The organism is Brevibacterium rongguiense, assembly GCF_009857845.1.
Lineage (GTDB): Bacteria > Actinomycetota > Actinomycetes > Actinomycetales > Brevibacteriaceae > Brevibacterium > Brevibacterium rongguiense.
On record NZ_WWEQ01000015.1, the window covers coordinates 1 to 15,082 of the forward strand.

The 15,082-nt window shown below is 73.8% G+C and carries 15 protein-coding genes; 9 read left to right on the top strand and 6 right to left on the bottom strand.

Annotated features, from left to right (window positions below):
• Positions 1-133: 133 nt before the first annotated feature.
• Positions 134-1,384: a CaiB/BaiF CoA transferase family protein gene (locus GSY69_RS05085; protein WP_160952798.1), complete on the bottom strand. Its 1,251-nt coding sequence runs from the start codon at positions 1,382-1,384 to the stop codon at positions 134-136.
• Positions 1,385-1,521: 137 nt separating this feature from the next.
• Here GSY69_RS05085 and GSY69_RS05090 point away from each other — a divergent pair, with 137 nt between their 5' ends.
• The 3 genes from GSY69_RS05090 to GSY69_RS05100 all read left to right on the top strand — a co-directional run bounded on the left by GSY69_RS05090 (position 1,522) and on the right by GSY69_RS05100 (position 5,079).
• Positions 1,522-2,544, top strand: coding sequence for a phosphotransferase family protein (locus tag GSY69_RS05090; RefSeq protein ID WP_160952799.1), 1,023 nt, complete (start codon positions 1,522-1,524; stop codon positions 2,542-2,544).
• A gap of 4 nt (positions 2,545-2,548) precedes the next feature.
• A complete protein-coding gene (locus tag GSY69_RS05095; RefSeq protein WP_160952800.1) occupies positions 2,549-3,298 on the top strand; it encodes a histidine phosphatase family protein in 750 nt (249 codons plus the stop codon).
• A gap of 134 nt (positions 3,299-3,432) precedes the next feature.
• The gene (locus GSY69_RS05100; protein WP_160952801.1) at positions 3,433-5,079 is read left to right on the top strand and encodes a thiamine pyrophosphate-binding protein; all 1,647 of its coding nucleotides are present in this window, start codon (positions 3,433-3,435) and stop codon (positions 5,077-5,079) included.
• Between the two features lie 54 nt (positions 5,080-5,133).
• Here GSY69_RS05100 and GSY69_RS05105 read toward each other — a convergent pair whose 3' ends face one another.
• Positions 5,134-6,192, bottom strand: a complete 1,059-nt coding sequence (locus GSY69_RS05105) for an alcohol dehydrogenase (protein ID WP_160952802.1) — start codon at positions 6,190-6,192, stop codon at positions 5,134-5,136.
• Between the two features lie 158 nt (positions 6,193-6,350).
• Here GSY69_RS05105 and GSY69_RS05110 point away from each other — a divergent pair, with 158 nt between their 5' ends.
• Positions 6,351-7,115: an SDR family NAD(P)-dependent oxidoreductase gene (locus GSY69_RS05110; RefSeq protein ID WP_160952803.1), complete on the top strand. Its 765-nt coding sequence runs from the start codon at positions 6,351-6,353 to the stop codon at positions 7,113-7,115.
• A 36-nt stretch (positions 7,116-7,151) separates the two neighbouring features.
• On the opposite strand, the gene GSY69_RS05115 is transcribed toward GSY69_RS05110, so the two are convergent.
• The 3 genes from GSY69_RS05115 to GSY69_RS05125 all read right to left on the bottom strand — a co-directional run bounded on the left by GSY69_RS05115 (position 7,152) and on the right by GSY69_RS05125 (position 9,341).
• Positions 7,152-7,784 (bottom strand): hypothetical protein, encoded by a 633-nt coding sequence (locus tag GSY69_RS05115; RefSeq protein WP_202410826.1) that lies wholly within the window; start codon positions 7,782-7,784, stop codon positions 7,152-7,154.
• A gap of 61 nt (positions 7,785-7,845) precedes the next feature.
• The gene (locus GSY69_RS05120) at positions 7,846-8,487 is read right to left on the bottom strand and encodes a response regulator (protein WP_160952804.1); all 642 of its coding nucleotides are present in this window, start codon (positions 8,485-8,487) and stop codon (positions 7,846-7,848) included.
• The gene (locus tag GSY69_RS05125) at positions 8,484-9,341 is read right to left on the bottom strand and encodes a sensor histidine kinase (RefSeq protein ID WP_160952805.1); all 858 of its coding nucleotides are present in this window, start codon (positions 9,339-9,341) and stop codon (positions 8,484-8,486) included. The genes GSY69_RS05120 and GSY69_RS05125 overlap by 4 nt, the downstream gene beginning before the upstream one ends.
• Here GSY69_RS05125 and GSY69_RS05130 point away from each other — a divergent pair.
• Together GSY69_RS05130 and GSY69_RS05135 are read left to right on the top strand one after the other, a co-directional pair.
• On the top strand, positions 9,322-9,744 hold the full coding sequence (locus GSY69_RS05130; protein ID WP_160952806.1) for a hypothetical protein: 423 nt from the start codon (positions 9,322-9,324) through the stop codon (positions 9,742-9,744). The two genes, GSY69_RS05125 and GSY69_RS05130, sit on opposite strands and share 20 nt — an antisense overlap.
• Positions 9,745-9,812: 68 nt before the next feature.
• Positions 9,813-10,751 carry a CPBP family intramembrane glutamic endopeptidase gene (locus tag GSY69_RS05135; RefSeq protein ID WP_160952807.1) on the top strand — a complete coding sequence of 313 codons (939 nt, stop codon included), beginning with the start codon at positions 9,813-9,815 and terminating at the stop codon, positions 10,749-10,751.
• On the opposite strand, the gene GSY69_RS05140 is transcribed toward GSY69_RS05135, so the two are convergent.
• Complete coding sequence (locus GSY69_RS05140) at positions 10,741-12,069, bottom strand: beta-eliminating lyase-related protein (protein WP_160952808.1); 1,329 nt, start codon at positions 12,067-12,069, stop codon at positions 10,741-10,743. The genes GSY69_RS05135 and GSY69_RS05140 overlap by 11 nt on opposite strands.
• Positions 12,070-12,218: 149 nt before the next feature.
• Between GSY69_RS05140 and GSY69_RS05145 the strand changes: the two genes are divergently transcribed.
• The 3 genes from GSY69_RS05145 to GSY69_RS05155 are packed head-to-tail and all read left to right on the top strand — an operon-like array spanning position 12,219 to position 15,069.
• On the top strand, positions 12,219-13,553 hold the full coding sequence (locus GSY69_RS05145; RefSeq protein ID WP_160952809.1) for a sensor histidine kinase: 1,335 nt from the start codon (positions 12,219-12,221) through the stop codon (positions 13,551-13,553).
• Positions 13,541-14,185 (top strand): response regulator transcription factor, encoded by a 645-nt coding sequence (locus GSY69_RS05150; RefSeq protein ID WP_160952810.1) that lies wholly within the window; start codon positions 13,541-13,543, stop codon positions 14,183-14,185. Before GSY69_RS05145 ends, GSY69_RS05150 begins: the two co-directional genes overlap by 13 nt.
• Positions 14,186-14,214: 29 nt before the next feature.
• Positions 14,215-15,069, top strand: coding sequence for a DUF4097 family beta strand repeat-containing protein (locus GSY69_RS05155; protein WP_160952811.1), 855 nt, complete (start codon positions 14,215-14,217; stop codon positions 15,067-15,069).
• Positions 15,070-15,082: the final 13 nt, after the last annotated feature.

Below are 15,082 nucleotides of genomic sequence, written 5' to 3' on the forward strand. Positions count from 1 at the left end.
GCGTTAGCGTGGGACATGAAGGCCTCCTGTGATGCGTGAGCGGTTTGTCGACAGCTCCACTCTCGCAATGGGAGGCCTTCACCTGTCAGCGGGTAGACCGCGATTCACGCAACAACGTCCCTGGACACCACAGCTAGCCCTGCGCGCTGGGGCCGCCGCCGGCGCCGCCCAGCTGCCCCTCGCCGGCGAGCCACGCGCGCACCGCCTGCGAGTCCTCGCCCAGCGCGGGCGGCTCCTTGCGGTACGTGGGCGGGGTGGCCGACATCCGCAGCGCGTTGCGGACGGTGGGGATCGTGCCCTCCTCGCCGGCCGTCCACAGGGGGTCGAGGCCCAGCTCATCGGCGAACGCGAGGCCCTCGGCCACGTTCTGCACCGGCGCGCACGGCAGCCCCGCCGCGCGCAGCTTGGCGAACCAGTTCGCGCGGGTGTCCGCCGCGAGCTTGACGTTGATGAGCGGGGCCAGCGCGCGCCGGTTGAGGTTGCGCTTGCCGGGGGAGTCGAAGCGCTCGTCCTCCAGCCACTCGGGGGCATCGAGCACCGCGGCCAGGCGGGCGAACTGCCCGTCGTTGGCGGCGACGACGATGAGGTCGCCGTCCGCGGTGGGGAACGCGTTGTAGGGGTAGAGCGTGGCGTGCTCCTTGCCCTGGCGGCTGGGCAGCTCATCCGTGGTCGCCACCACCTGGTACTGGTTGGCCATCGTGAAGATCGCATTGGCCATGAGGTTGTTCTCCACGAGCTGGCCCTGCCCCGTGCGGTCGCGGTGCCGGATGGCCGCGAGGATGCCGTAGGCGGTCATCATGCCGGTCGAGATGTCGAAGAGCGAGACGCCCGAGCGGGTGGGGGCGCCCTCGGGGTCCCCGCACATGTCCATGAAGCCGGAGAAGCCCTGGATGAGCACGTCGTAGCCGGGCAGGCTGCCGCCGCCCTGGCTGCCGAAACCGCTGATGTGGGCGTAGACGGTGTCGGGGCGCAGGGCCCGCACGTCCTCGTAGCCCAGCCCGAACTTCTCCAGGGAACCGGGCTTGAAGTTGTGGATGAAGACATCGGCGCGCGCCGCGATCTCCTTGGCCGTCGCCAGGTCGTCCGCGTCTGCGAAGTCGAGCACGATCGAGCTCTTGTTGCGGTTGACCGCCTGGTAGTAGCTCGCTTGATCCTGGAACGACGGCGGGGCCCACTTGCGCGTGTCGTCCCCGGTGGGGCCCTCGACCTTGATGATCGTCGCGCCCATGTCCGCCAGCATCATCGTCGCGTAGGGCCCGGCCAGCACCCGCGAGAAGTCGGCGACCACGATGTCGTCGAGCGGGCCGGCGCCGGTGGGGCTCGCCTTCGCGTGCTGCCGGGCCGGCGCGGTGATGGCCTCGGCCGCGCTGTGCGCTGCGCTCATGGGGTACTCCTGTCTGCCGCGCCCCCGTCCGCGGCTGCGCGGGCGCGGGGGCTTCGGCGCTCGTCTTCCTTGACACCCTACGGGGCCAACACTAGTTTTAATGAGCGTCGAACGATTGTTCAAACTGGAGGTCAGCGGTGACGGATCAACGGCTCCCGGCGGGCATCGAGCCCAGTGTCGTGGGATGGATCTCCGACCGCTTCGACGCCCCGGAGCTGGGCTGGGAGGTCCTGTCCGTGGGCCGGTCGAACCTCACCTACGTCGTCACCGTCGACGGGCAGCGCCGCTGGGTGCTGCGCCGCCCGCCGCTCGGCCACGCCGGCGGCAGCGCCCACGACGTCGCCCGCGAGGGCCGCATCATGCAGGCGCTCGGCCCCACGGACGTGCCCACCGTCACCGTCCTCGACATCGTCAACGACCCCGCCGTGCTCGACGTCCCGTTCGTCTTCCAGGACTACTGCGCGGGCTTCCCGCTCAACGACCCGGACGACCTGGCCCGCATCCCGGAGGCCGAGCGCCGCCGCGCCGGGTTCAACCTCGTCGACGCGCTGGCCGCGATCCACCGCGTCGACGTCGACGCAGTGGGCCTGGGCGACCTGCGCCGGCCCGGCAGCCTCATCGAGCGCCAGCTGCGCCGCTGGCTGGGGCAGTTCCGGCAGATCAGCATGCGCGAGATCCCCGCGATCGAGGAGGTCCACGACCTGCTGCTGGCCCGGATGCCCGATGCCGCGCACTCGCCCACGGGCCTGTGCCACGGCGACTACAAGCCCAACAACCTCATCTGGGCCGACGGCGGCGACATCCGCGCGGTGGTGGACTGGGAGCTCTCCGCCGTGGGGGAGGTGCTCTCCGACCTGGGCTACCTCATCGCCATGCTCACCGCCAAGCTCGACCTCACCAGCATCTGGGTGCCGCGGCCCGGCACGGACCTGCCCAGCGTGGACGAGCTCGTCGCCCGGTACGAGGAGGCGTCCGGCATCACCGCCCACGACATCGACTACTACCAGGCCTTCGCCCTGTGGAAGCTCGCCTGCATCCGGGAGGGCGTCTACACCCGCCTCGTGAAGGGCCAGATGGGCGACCTCGACATCGACGTCGAGGCGGCCGGGGCCGGGGTCGAGGAGCTCGCCCTCCAGGCCCGCGCGCTGCTGGGAGCCTGAGCCGGTGAGCGACTTCCTCAACCGCGCCCTGGGTCGCGCGCTGCTCAGCCGGGGCATGGGCGCCACCGACGTCATCCTCATCCGGCACGGTCAGCAGGAGCGGCCCGGCGCCGATGCCCCCGAGTCGGATGCGTTCGACCCGCCGCTGTCCGAGCTGGGCCGCGCCCAGGCCCAGGCCGCCGCCGAGGCGCTGGCCGGCGAGCCGCTGCAGGCGGTCTTCGCCTCGGACCTGCGCCGCGCGAGCGAGACGGGCGAGGCCATCGCCGCCCGCCACGGCCTCGGCGTGGAAGCCGATGAGCGCCTGCGCGAGGTGGGGATCTTCGAGCGGGTCCCTCCGGGCGCCAGCATCATGGACACGGTGGGGCAGACGGCCGCCCAGGCCGCGGCCGCGGACCTCGTGCGCACGCGCAAGTGGGACGCGGTCCCGCTCAGCGAGTCCTCGGACGCCTTCCGCCGGGGCGCCCACGCGGCGATCTGGGACATCGTGCGCACGTTCGCCCGGGACCAGCCGCCGGTCGAGGAGGGCGAGCCCGGGCCCACGATCGCGATCGCCTGCCACGGCGGCATCATCAATGCCTTCCTCGCCCAGGAGTACGGCATCGCGATCGACTTCCTCTTCCGCCCGGTCCACGCCGGGATCACCCGGGTGCGCTTCGACCTGCAGGGGCCGCTCGACACGGAGGCCGGGCGCGCCATGATGGTCACCGGCAATGAGCACGCCCACCTGGTGCCCGGCGGCCTCGTCACGTACTGAGCGGGCGCCCCCCCCGGGGGTGCGGGCCCGCGGAGCTCGGTGCGGGCCCGCCCGCACCGGCTGCCGCCTCCCCGGCGGCTATGATGCTCCGGGCGCACCGGCGCGCCCGGCAGACGACGAAAGGCAGTGTGGACATGAGGCTGTTCGAGGCGATTGCGCGATTCCTCGCGGACGAACGCGACGGGCGGCCGGTCTTCGGCCTCATGGGCGATGCGAACCTCGCCTACCTGGGCGCCTACATCGAGCGCCACCATGGGCGCTACATCGCCGCCGCCGTGGAGGGCGGAGCCGTCCTCATGGCCGACGGCTGGGCGCGCATGAGCGGGCAGCTGGGCATCGTCACGGTCACCCACGGCCCGGCCCTGACGAACACGCTCACCGCCCTCATCGAGGCCGTCCAGGCGAAGACGCCCATGGTGCTGCTCACCGGGGACACCCCGGACGTCAACGAGCACTTCCAGTACGTCGACATCCAGGGCTTCGCGCGCTCGGCCGGGGCGGGCTACGAGCGGGTGAAGACGGCGGCGACCGCGCTGCAGACCCTGCGCAAGGCCTTCGTGCGGGCCCGGCTGGACTCGCGGCCCATCGTCGTCGACGTCCCCTACCCCCTCGTCGGCCATGACGTCGAGTGGACGGAGACCGCGTGGCCCTCCACGGACCTCCAGCGCATCGCCCCGGATCCCGACGCCGTCGACGAGGCGCTGGGACTGCTCATGTCCGCCAAGCGCCCCCTCGTCATCGCGGGCCGCGGCGCCGTGGAGTCCGGGGCGCGCGCTGACATCCTCGCGCTCGCCCGCGCCGTGGGCGCGCCGGTCATGACGACGCTGCTGGGCCGCGAGCTGTTCCTGGGGGAGCCGGAGAACCTGGGCGTGCACGGCACGCTGTCCACGCCCGCGGCCGTCGACTACATGGGCCAGGCCGATGTCGTCGTGAGCTTCGGGGCCTCGCTGAACAACTGGACGACGGACCACTACGAGCTGCTGGCCGGCAAGCGCGTCATCCAGTCCGACCGGGATCCGGGCGCGCTCGCGAAGTACGGGCCCATCACGCACGGGGTGGTGGGCGATGCGCGCGCCGTCGCCCAGGCCATGCTCGCCCGGCTGGACGAGGCCGGCCACACGGGGCCGGCCAAGCCCCCGCGCTACCTCGCCGCGATCGCCGCGGCGCCCGGGCGCGAGGCGAAGGACCTCTTCCGCTCCACGAGCGGCGGGGGCTTCATGGACATGCGCGAGGCCGCGCTCGCGATCTCCGATGCCCTGCCCGCGGGCACCCAGCAGGTCCACGACGTGGGCCGCTACTCCTACTCCGTGTGGCCCCACATCACGACGACGCCGGGCCGCTGGCACTACGCCGGCCACTTCGGCTCGATCGGCCTGGGCATCGCGTTCGGCGCGGGCGCGGCGGCCGTGCGCGATGACGTGCCCACGGTCGCGTGGGTGGGCGACGGCGGGGCCATGCACGGCATCGTCGAGGTCAACACCGCGGTGCGCCACGGCCTGCCGCTCATCGTCGTCGTCATGAACGACCAGTGCTACGGCGCGGAGTACATCAAGCTCCAGCTCGTGGGCTCGCAGGCGAGCACCTCGTTCGTCCCGTGGTCCTCGTTCGCCGAGGTGGCCCGCGGCCTGGGCGCCCACGCCGTGCGCGTCACGGACCGCGGCGGTCTGGACCGCGCGGCCGAGGCGATCGCGCAGCAGCGCTTCCCCCTCGTCATCGAGGTCGTCGCGGACGCGGACAAGGTCGTCAACCAGCCCTCGGTCAGCCCGCTGCCGGAGGAGTGAGGCCCCGTGCCGGCGGGCGCTGGCGCCCATGTGCCGCCGCCCGCCGTGCCGGGCTCAGTTCGTCAGCACCGTGCGGCCCTTCGCCCGGCCCTGCTCGAGGGCGTCGAGGGCCTCGTTGACCGCCTCGGCGCTCATGGGCCGCTCCGAGATCGGCAGGCGGGGCAGGTCCTGGGACTTCGCGAGCTCCACGAGGGCCTTGAGCTCCGGCAGGCTGCCCACGAAGTTGCCGAGGATGGAGATGAGGTTGAGCGCCAGCACGGTGGTGGGGTAGGTGTGCTCGCCGCCGCACAGGCCCACGCTCACCAGCGTCCCGCCCTTCTCCAGTGCGCGCATCGCCATGGACGCGGTGGCCCCGTTGTTGACGAAGTCGATCGCGGCGGACAGCCTGCCGCCGGCGGCCTCGACGAGCCCCGCCACGGGGTCGTCGGCCCGCGAGTTGAACGTCACCGTGGCGCCGAGCTCGCGGGCCGCGGCGAGGTTATCGTCGTTGACGTCCACGGCCGCGATCCTCCGATGCCCCAGCGCGTGCAGCAGCGCCACGGCCATGAGCCCCACGCCGCCGGCGCCGATCACCGCGATCGTGTCGTCCGCACCGCGCGGCAGCACCTTGTTCACGGCGGAGTACGAGGTGACGCCGGAGCACGCGAGCGTCGCGCCCCACGCGGGGTCCAGATCGCCCAGCGGGATGAGATAGCGCTCATCGGGCACCCACACCTGCTCCGCATATCCGCCGTTGAGCTGGACGGACAGGTTGCGCCCCTGCGGGCAGTAGTTCTCCCGGTCCTCCCGGCACGCCTGGCACTTCCCGCAGCCGATCCACGGGAAGACGATGAACTTCTCGTCCCCGGGGCGGACCTTCGCGTCCGGCCCGGCGGCGGCGACGGTGCCGACGATCTCGTGCCCGAACACGGCGGGGTAGGTCACCCCGGAGGCGCTCAGCGGCAGCTTTCCCGCCGAGCCCAGGTCGAAGAAGCCCTCGCGGCAGTGGACGTCGGAGTGGCAGACGCCGGAGTGGGTGACGTCGATGAGGACCTCGCTGCCGGAGAGCTCCGGCGCGTCGATGTCCATGGCCTCGATGCGGGCCCCGGCCTCGGGTGCTGCGTAGACGTGCATAAGCGCCTCCTGATCGATGGTGTGAGCTCATTCCACCACCGCGCGGGGCCCGCGTCGAGATCCGCGTCACGTTTTCCTCCGCGCCGCGTGAGATAGTGAGCCCACAGCGGTGCCGAGGGGCCCGCCGATCGCAGCAGCACCCCATCCCAAGGAGAGACATGGAACTGAACAACGCCGTCGCACTCGTCACCGGGGGCGCCTCCGGCCTGGGCCGGGCCACCGCCGAGGCCCTGCTGGCACAGGGCGCGCAGGTCGTCATCGTCGACCTCAACGCCGAAGCCGGCCAGGCCGCCGCAGCGGAGATGGGCGAGCGCGCGCACTTCGCGCAGGCCAATGTGGCCGACGAGGCGCAGGTGCAGCAGGCCATCGACACCGCCACCGGGCTGGGCGAGCTGCGCGTGGTCGTCAACTGCGCGGGCGTGGGCACGCCGGGCAAGCTCGTCTCCAAGCGCGGCCCGCTGCCGCTCGAGGACTTCGTCAAGGTCGTGACGATCAACCTCGTGGGCACCGTGAATGTCTGCCGCCTGGCCGCCGCCGCGATGGCGGAGAAGACCGCACCCCAGGGCGAGGAGCGCGGCGTCATCGTCAACACCGCCTCCGTGGCCGCGTTCGACGGCCAGATCGGCCAGATCGCCTACTCCGCCTCGAAGGGCGGCGTCGCGGCGGTCACGCTGCCCATGGCCCGCGAGCTCGCCAGCTCCCTCATCCGCGTCGTCACGATCGCGCCGGGCATCTTCTGGACGCCCATGATGGCGGGCCTGCCCGAGGCCGCGCAGGAGTCGCTCGGCAAGTCCATCCCGCACCCCTCGCGCATGGGCAAACCGGAGGAGTACGCGCAGCTGGTCGAGGCGATCGTGGCCAACCCCATGCTCAACGGCGAGACGATCCGCCTCGACGGCGCCATCCGCATGGCCCCGAAGTGAGCCGCGCCCGCGGCTGAGCAGTCGGGGGTCGGCCCGTCAGGGCTGGTCTGGCCGGTCCGCGCCCGAGGTGCGGACCGGTTGCGGCTGTGCCCGCACCTCGGCCTCGTGGGCCTGGCGGCGCAGGACGAGCCCGCGCGCGCTGCCCATGAGGATGAGCAGGAGCGTGAGCAGCAGTGCCCCGGCGACCACCGGCGGGTCGATGCTGGCGCGCGCCGGGTAGTAGGTGAGCTCGTGGACGATGATCGACAGGAGCGAGGCGAAGACCGCCGGCACCGTCCAGTTGGCCGACAGCCGCGCGGACAGCGAGATGAGCACGACCGCGCCCGCCGGCGCGGCGAGCACGGACACGAGCCACACGCACAGGATGACGAGGCACGCCACGAGCGCCGACGGCGGCCCGACGTAGGACTCCTCGACCTCCATGGGGTCGTGCCGGATGGCCGAGGGCAGGAGCGCCAGCGCGAGCACGCCCAGGCTCAGGTCGACCCCGAAGCGCACGCCGCCCAGGCCGTCCCCGCCGGGCACCGTGGACTCGATGACCCCGGTGGCCATGAGGATCTGCTGGGCGGCGAACATGACGACGCCGGCCACCGCGGCCAGCCAGAACAGCACGGTCGTGCGGGTGCGCGAGCGCACGGGCGAGGGCTTGAGCGGTCGGCGGGACTTCATGCGGTCACTGTAGCGAGGCACCTTGAGACACAGCCGAGCGCGCGGTGCGGGCCGCGCGCGGTCAGGACTGGGCGCGCAGCACCTCGATTGCCAGGCGCACCCGGTTGTCCGCTCCGGTCTTGTGCAGGATGCGAGCCACGTGCGTCTTCACCGTCGGCAGCGCCAGGTGCAGCGCGGCGGCGATCTGCGCGTTCGTCTGCCCGTCGGCGATGAGGCGGGCCACCTCGCGCTCCCGCTCGCTCAGCGCGTCGAGCACCGAGGCGCCCGGGCGCGGTGCCGCGGTGCGCCGCTGCGCGTCGGCCAGCCGGCGCAGGGCTCCCGGGTCGATCGCCGAGGTGCCGCCCGCCACCGTGCGCACGGCGGCCAGGAGCTCGCGCGGCTCCGTGGTCTTGAGCAGGAAGCCCGCGGCGCCGGCGGCCAGCGCGTCGACGACGAACTCGTCGGCGTCGAAGGCGGTGAGCACGAGCACGCCCGGCGGGGCCAGGCTGCGCGCGAGGAGCCGGCGCGTGGCTTCGATGGCGTCGAGCACCGGCATCCGCACGTCCATGAGCACGACGTCGGGGCGCAGGGCATAGGCGCGCTCGAGCGCCTCGCGGCCGTCCCGGCATTCGGCCACGACCGCAAGGTCCGGCGCCGATTCGAGGATGAGGTGCAGCCCGGCGCGTACGAGCGGCTCGTCATCGGCCAGCAGCACGCGGATCACGGGGCGGCCCCGGCAGTCCCCGCGGCCCCGCCTGCCAGGTCGAGCGGGGCGCTCACGCGCACGGTGAACCGCGGGCGCTCGGCCGTGGGCTCCTCGACCGCGACGGTGCCGGCCAGGAGCCCGACCCTCTCGCGCAGCCCGATGAGCCCCTGCCCGGTGCCGGGGCGCCACGGCTGGCCCGGGACCAGCGGCACCGGATTCTCCGCGCGCAGCTCGAGGCGCCCTCGGACGTGGCCGATGACCACCGTGATCGGCTGGCCCGGGGCGTGCTTGCGGGCGTTCGTCAGCGCCTCCTGCACGGCGCGGTAGAGCATCTGGGCAATGAGGGCGGGCATTGCGCCGAGGGAATCGGCGCCCAGCGGCTCCCGCCACTCAACGGCGGCGGGCGTGCCCGCTGCCCGAGCATCGGCGACGAGCTCGGCCAGGTCGAGGCGCGGCGCGCGCCCCTCCTCCTCGCGCAGGAGGACGAGCACCGAGCGCAGGTCCCGGTCCGCGGCGCGCGCCGCGGTGGCGATCGTGTGGGCCTGGGCGCGCACCTGTTGCAGCGGCAGGTCCTCGCGCAGCTCGAGCGCACCCGCGTGCATTGCGATGACGCTGAGCCGGTGGGACAGCGAGTCGTGCATGTCGCGGGCGATGCGCGCGCGCTCGCCCAGCCGCGCCTGCTGGGCCAGCGACTCCGCGTACGCCTGGCTGAGCCGCGCCCGCGCCGCGATGAGCGCGCGTGCCTCGCGCCGCCGGCCGCGCGCGGTGCCCAGCGCCAGGACGAGCGCCGGCGCGCCCACCCCGCCGAGCACCGCGGCGAGCCAGTCGGCACCCGTGAACCCGCTGGGGGAAGTGACCGCGAGCCCCAGCACCGTGGAGACCGCGGCGACCGCCAGCGCGGCGCCCGCCCAGGACGAACAGCGCGGCGGCCGCGGCCGGCAGCGAGGTGGCGGAGAAGCCGGAGACGGCGGTGACGATGAGGGCCGTCGCGAGAGCGGAGGCGGGCGCGCCGTCCGGCCGACGCAGCGCTACGGGCAGCAGGGCGAGGGCGGCCGCGCCCAGGGCCACGTCGACGGCGAGGAGGGCGAGGGCACGCTCGGCATCCCGGCCGATGAGCGCCTCGGGCTCGGGGCCCACGTAGATGTAGGCGGCGACGAGCACCATGAGCGCGCCGGCCGCGGCGCACACGGCCCAGACGGCGAGGAGGTGTCGGCGCGAACTCACCCCACGATCGTAGGCGAGGCCGCCGCGCCCGGGTGTCGTCCGAAAGGATGACTCCCGGTGCTGCGAACCGTTCCGCCGGACGATACCGGCGCCCACCGCGGGGCGGGAGGGTGGGGGCCATGACTTCGACACAGACCTCGACACCGAATCCGACACCGACCTCCTCGCCGAATTCGGCCCGCCCCGCCTTCCACCGCCTGGGCGCCGCCGCGCCCAACGCCCGCTGGTGGCGCCCCCTGCTGGGCCTGCTCGTCTTCGGTCTGTCCGCGGCGGCACTGTCGCTGCCGATCCTCATGGCCGACGACATCTGGGGCGTTTTCCGGCTGGACGCGCCCACCGACCTGCGCGACCCGCGCCAGATCGCGGCGCTGGGCCTGTTGCTGGCCGTGTTCGTGCCCGCCGGCTGCGCGGCCGTGCGCTGGGGCTGGCACCGGCCGATGGGCACCCTCTTCTCCACGGCCGGGCGGCTGCGCTGGGGCTGGCTGGGCACGTGCACCGCGCTGGCCGTCATCGCCACCGCCGTGACCGCGCCGCTCATGCTGCTCGATCCCGCCACCCGCCAGTTCCACCCGCACCTGAGCGGCAGCGCGCTCGCGGTGCTCACCGTGGTGATCCTCCTCGTCCCGCTCCAGGCGGCGGGCGAGGAGGTGCTGTTCCGCGGGCTCCTGCCCCAGGCGGTGGGCCAGTGGCTGCGCGGCCCGGCCTGGGCGATCCTCCTGCCCATTCCGCTCTTCGTCGCCGGGCACGAATACGGCTGGGTGGGCAGCGTCGACGTGGAGGCCTTCGCCCTCATCGTGGGGGTCGTCGCCTGGCACACCGGAGGCCTCGAGGGGCCCATCGCAGTGCACGCGGTCAACAACGTGACCGTGTTCGCCCTCGGGGCCCTGGGGGTCGGGGACCTCAATGCGCAGGACGCGAGCCCCTGGGCGCTCGTGGGCTCCCTGAGCACTCCGCTGTTGGCCGCGGGGCTCATCTGCCGTGCGCACAGCAAGCGCTGCGCACCGGCGCGGGCCGCGGCCCCGCCCCGCGAGGCCGCGCCCGCGCCGCTCACACCGTGAAGCGCACCCCGCTGAACTCGGAGCGCCACGCGGCGGCCTCGCGGCCCACCGCCTGGCGGGCCGCGGCGTCGGCGGCCGGGTCCAGGGCGCGGGCGATGAGGCCCGCCAGGCGCTCCATGTCCGCCTCGACCATGCCCATCCGCACGATCTCCGGGGTGCCCAGGCGCACGCCGTTCGCATCGCCGTCCACTGCGGGCGCCGGCAGCCCGATGCCGTAGGCGAGCAGGTTCGCCTCCTCGAGGGCGGCCGCAGCCCGCGAACCGCCGCCGTAGGGGGCGGCGAGCAGCGCGAACTGGTGGGAGTCGGTGAAGCCCTGCGCGCCGGCGAAGACCTCGAGGCCGGCCGCGGCGAGCTCCTCGGCCAGTGCCCCCGCGCAGGCGCGCATGAGCGCCGCGTAGTCCTCGCCGACCGCCAGCCAGTCGGCCAGGGTGATGCCGAGGGCTGCGACCTCCGCCACATCGAAGTTCGCGGTCAGCCCGGGGAAGGCGATCTGCTCGACCCGCTCGGCGAGCCCCGGGTCGTTGCTGAGCACGAGGCCGTGGACGGGCCCGCCCAGCGACTTGTACGTGCTCATCGTCATGAGGTGGGCGCCCTCGGCCAGCGGATTCGCCCACTGCCGCCCCGCGATCATCCCCGACACGTGCGCGGCGTCGAAGAGGAGGACCGCGCCCACCTCGTCGGCGATCTCGCGGACCTGGGCCACCGGGTGCTCGAAGAGGTTGAGCGAGCCGCCCAGCGTGATGAGCGAGGGGCGCACGGCCCGCGCGAGCTCGGCCAGCGCCGCGACGTCGACGCTGTAGCGGCCGGCATCCACCGGCGCCTCGACCGTCTGCACCCCGTAGAGACCCGCGGCGCCGTCGGCGTGGTGCGTGACGTGGCCGCCGATCGTGTCCGGCGACGCGATGATCGTGTCCCCGGGCCGGCAGGCGGCCATGAACGCGGTGAGGTTCGCGGCCGCACCGGACATGACCCGCACCTCGGCGAAGTCCGCATCGAACACCCGCGCGGCGAGCTCGGCCGTGGCGACCTCCAGCTGCTCGATGTCGAACAGCCCCGTCTCGATCTTGGCCCCGGGATAGCCCAGCGAGGTGCGCGGGGCGAGGTCCATGCCGAGCAGCGCCTGCGCCCGCGGGTTCATGAGGTTCGAGGCCGGGTTGAGGTTGATGGCCGAGCCCGCGTAGTAGCGCTGGGCGGCGGAGGCCAGCGAGTCGATCGCGTCCGCGAGCTGCGCGGGCCCGCCCCCGAGGCGCTCCTCCCCGATCGCCTCGATGCGCGCCTGGGCGTGGGCTGGGATCCAGGGGCGGGGGCTCAGTCGCATGCGACCATCCTGGCCCCGCGCCGGGGCTGAGACAATAGGGCGGACGGACTCCCCGCGTCCCGCGCGGCCGCGCGGGTGGGGAAAACCGGAACCCGGGCGGCGGGCCAGCCGCGTGGGCAGCGGCTTGCGGGCCCAATAGCGTGGGGGACATGGAGACAAGAGAACTGCCGCGCGAGTCACCGCCCCCCGCGGCGTCGCAGCGACCGCAGCAGCCCCTGCCGCCGCGGCCAGCGCAGCCGCCGCGCACCCGGCGCCGCGGCCCGGGGCCCATGGGCTTTGCCAACGTCACGGCCTCCGCCGTGCTGTGCGTCGTGTGGCTGTGGGTGCCGGTGGCGCTGTTCGCCACCGGGATCGGCGGCCTGTTCGCACTGGGCGCCGGGCTCATCGCCCTCGCCGCGTGGTTCTTCCTCCAGCGCGCGATCAACGCGGGTGAGCGGGTGCGCGCCGAGGCCGTGTACGGGCTCGGACTGCCCGTGCCCCGCCCGCGCCGCAGCGCCCGGGACGGCTTCCCCGGCTTCCTCGAGGACCAGTGGTTCGTCCTGGCGTCCGCGCCGTTCTGGCGCGGCACCGCACACCACCTGCTCAAGCAGCTCTACGGCGGTGCCGTCGGCATCCTCTTCCTGCTGGCCGTCGGCACCGGCGCCTACCTGCTGTGCGGCGCGCTCAACCCGGGACTGCGCGGCTCCCTGGGAACCGATGCGAGTGCCTGGGCGCGCCTGGCCGCGGGCACCGGCGGGGCGGCGCTCTTCCTCACCGCGTGGCCCGTCGTGTGGTTCTCCGCGTGGCTCGACCGGCTCATCGACCGCTGGCTGCTGCGCCCGGCTCGCACTGCGGAGCTGGAGAAGGAGGTGCACACCCTCGACCGGGCGCGCACCGGGGCGATCGACTCCGCGACCACCGAGCGCCTGCGCATCGAGCGCGACCTCCACGACGGCGTCCAGCCCATGCTCGTGGCGCTGTCCATGAAGCTCGGCATGGCCAAGGCCAAGCTCGCCTCCGGCCCCGACGGCGCCGCCGTGCTCGTCGCGGAGGCCCACGCGGACTCCAAGCAGGCGATCACGGAGCTGCGCCAGCTGGCCCGCGGCATCCACCCGGCCGTCCTCACCGACCGCGGCCTCGACCCCGCCGTCTCCGCGCTCGCCGCCCGCTCCGTCATCCCCGTCGAGGTGGACGTCGCCGTGTCCGGGCCGGTGGGGGCGGAGGCCGAATCCGTGGCCTACTTCGTCGTCGCCGAGGCGCTGACGAATGCGAACAAGCACTCCGGCGCCGCCCGCATCCGCGTCGCCATCTCCGAGCACGCCGGGCTGCTCACCGTCTCCATCGCCGACGACGGGCGCGGCGGCGCGCGCATCGGCGGCAGCGCCTCGGCCTCCGGCCTGGCCGGGCTCGCCGGCCGCGTGGCGGCCGCCCGCGGCACCCTGACCCTGACCAGCCCCGAGGGCGGTCCCACCACCATCGTTGCGGAGGTGCCATGCGCATCGTGATCGCCGAAGACTCCGTCCTCCTGCGGGAGGGCATGGTCCGCCTGCTCACCGATGCGGGCCACGAGGTGGCCGCCGCGGTCGCGGACGCCTCCGCGCTGCTCGCGGCCGTCGCGGAGCACTCGCCGGACCTCGCGATCGTGGACGTGCGGATGCCGCCCACGTTCACCGACGAGGGCATCCGCGCCGCCGTGCTCATGCGCAAGCAGAACCCGGGCTCGGCCGTCCTCGTGCTCTCCCAGTACGTCGAGGAGCGCTACGCCAGCGAGCTCATCGCGGAGAACACCGGCAGCTTCGGCTACCTGCTCAAGGACCGCGTGGCCGATGTCGAGGACTTCCTCACCGCCGTCAGCGAGGTAGCGGGGGGCGGCACGGTGCTCGACCCCGAGGTCGTGGGCCAGATCCTCGTGCGCTCGCGCAAGCAGGAGGGCCTGGCCATGCTCTCGGCGCGTGAGCGCGAGGTGCTCCAGCTCATGGCCGAGGGCAAGTCGAACTCCGCGATCGCCGGCCAGCTCTACCTGTCCCCGGGCTCGGTGGAGAAGCACATCAGCTCCGTGTTCGCCAAGTTCGGGCTCATCGCGGATTCGGATGAGAACCGCCGCGTGCTCGCCGTGCTGAAGTTCCTGGGCAACTGAGGCCCGCCCCTGAGGCAGGAAGGACCGCCATGCCGACCCCCGCGCTCCACGACCAGCGACCCCCGCAGCCCCCCGCCCAGCCCCCCGCGCAGTCGGGCGGACCGCGGCCCGCCCCTGCCCGCCCCCTCAACCTCTCCCCGGGGGCGCGCACGGGCGTGCGCGCCGCCATCGCGATCGTCGCGGCGCTGGCCGTGCTCACCGCGCTCACGGCCGTCGCCTTCGGGTTCGCCGCCGGACTGCGGACCCACCAGGAGACGAAGACGGCAGACCTGCCCGCGGACTTCTCCGCCCTCACGGTCACCGGCTTGGGCGCCAACGTGAGTGTGCGCGCCGACGACGGCGCCCGGGCGCCGGTGGCCCGGCTGACGTACACGGGCAGCGGGAGCGCGCCGGGCATCGACATCCGCAGCGACAAGCGGGGCGCCACGGTGGGCGTCGAGGGCGAGCGCGGCGTGATCGGCAGCAGCAGCGCCCAGCTGGAGATCACCGTGCCCGCCGCCATGGCCGCCTCCCTGCCGCTGAGCCTCGATGCGAAGTCCGGTGCGGTCGAGGTCGACGGCGGTGCGTGGAAGCGCATCGCGGGCACCGCGGGCAGCGGCGTCATCACCGTCCACACGAAGGCCGATGCGCTCGAGCTGAGCGCGAGCTCCGGGATCCTCAACGTCAAGGGCGAGTACGGGACCGCGGATCTGCGCGCGAAATCCGGGGCGATCCACTCGGAGAGCCTGTGGGTCAAGCGGCGCGCCTCCACCCAGGTCTCGGTCGGCACGGCCAACCTCGACCTGTCCTCCGGCGCCCCGCCCCAGCAGGGCATCTCCGCGACCACGGACTCCGGCTCGACGAAGCTCATCGTGCCCCGGCCCGGCAAGGACGCGAAGGGCTAGGACCGGCCTGGCT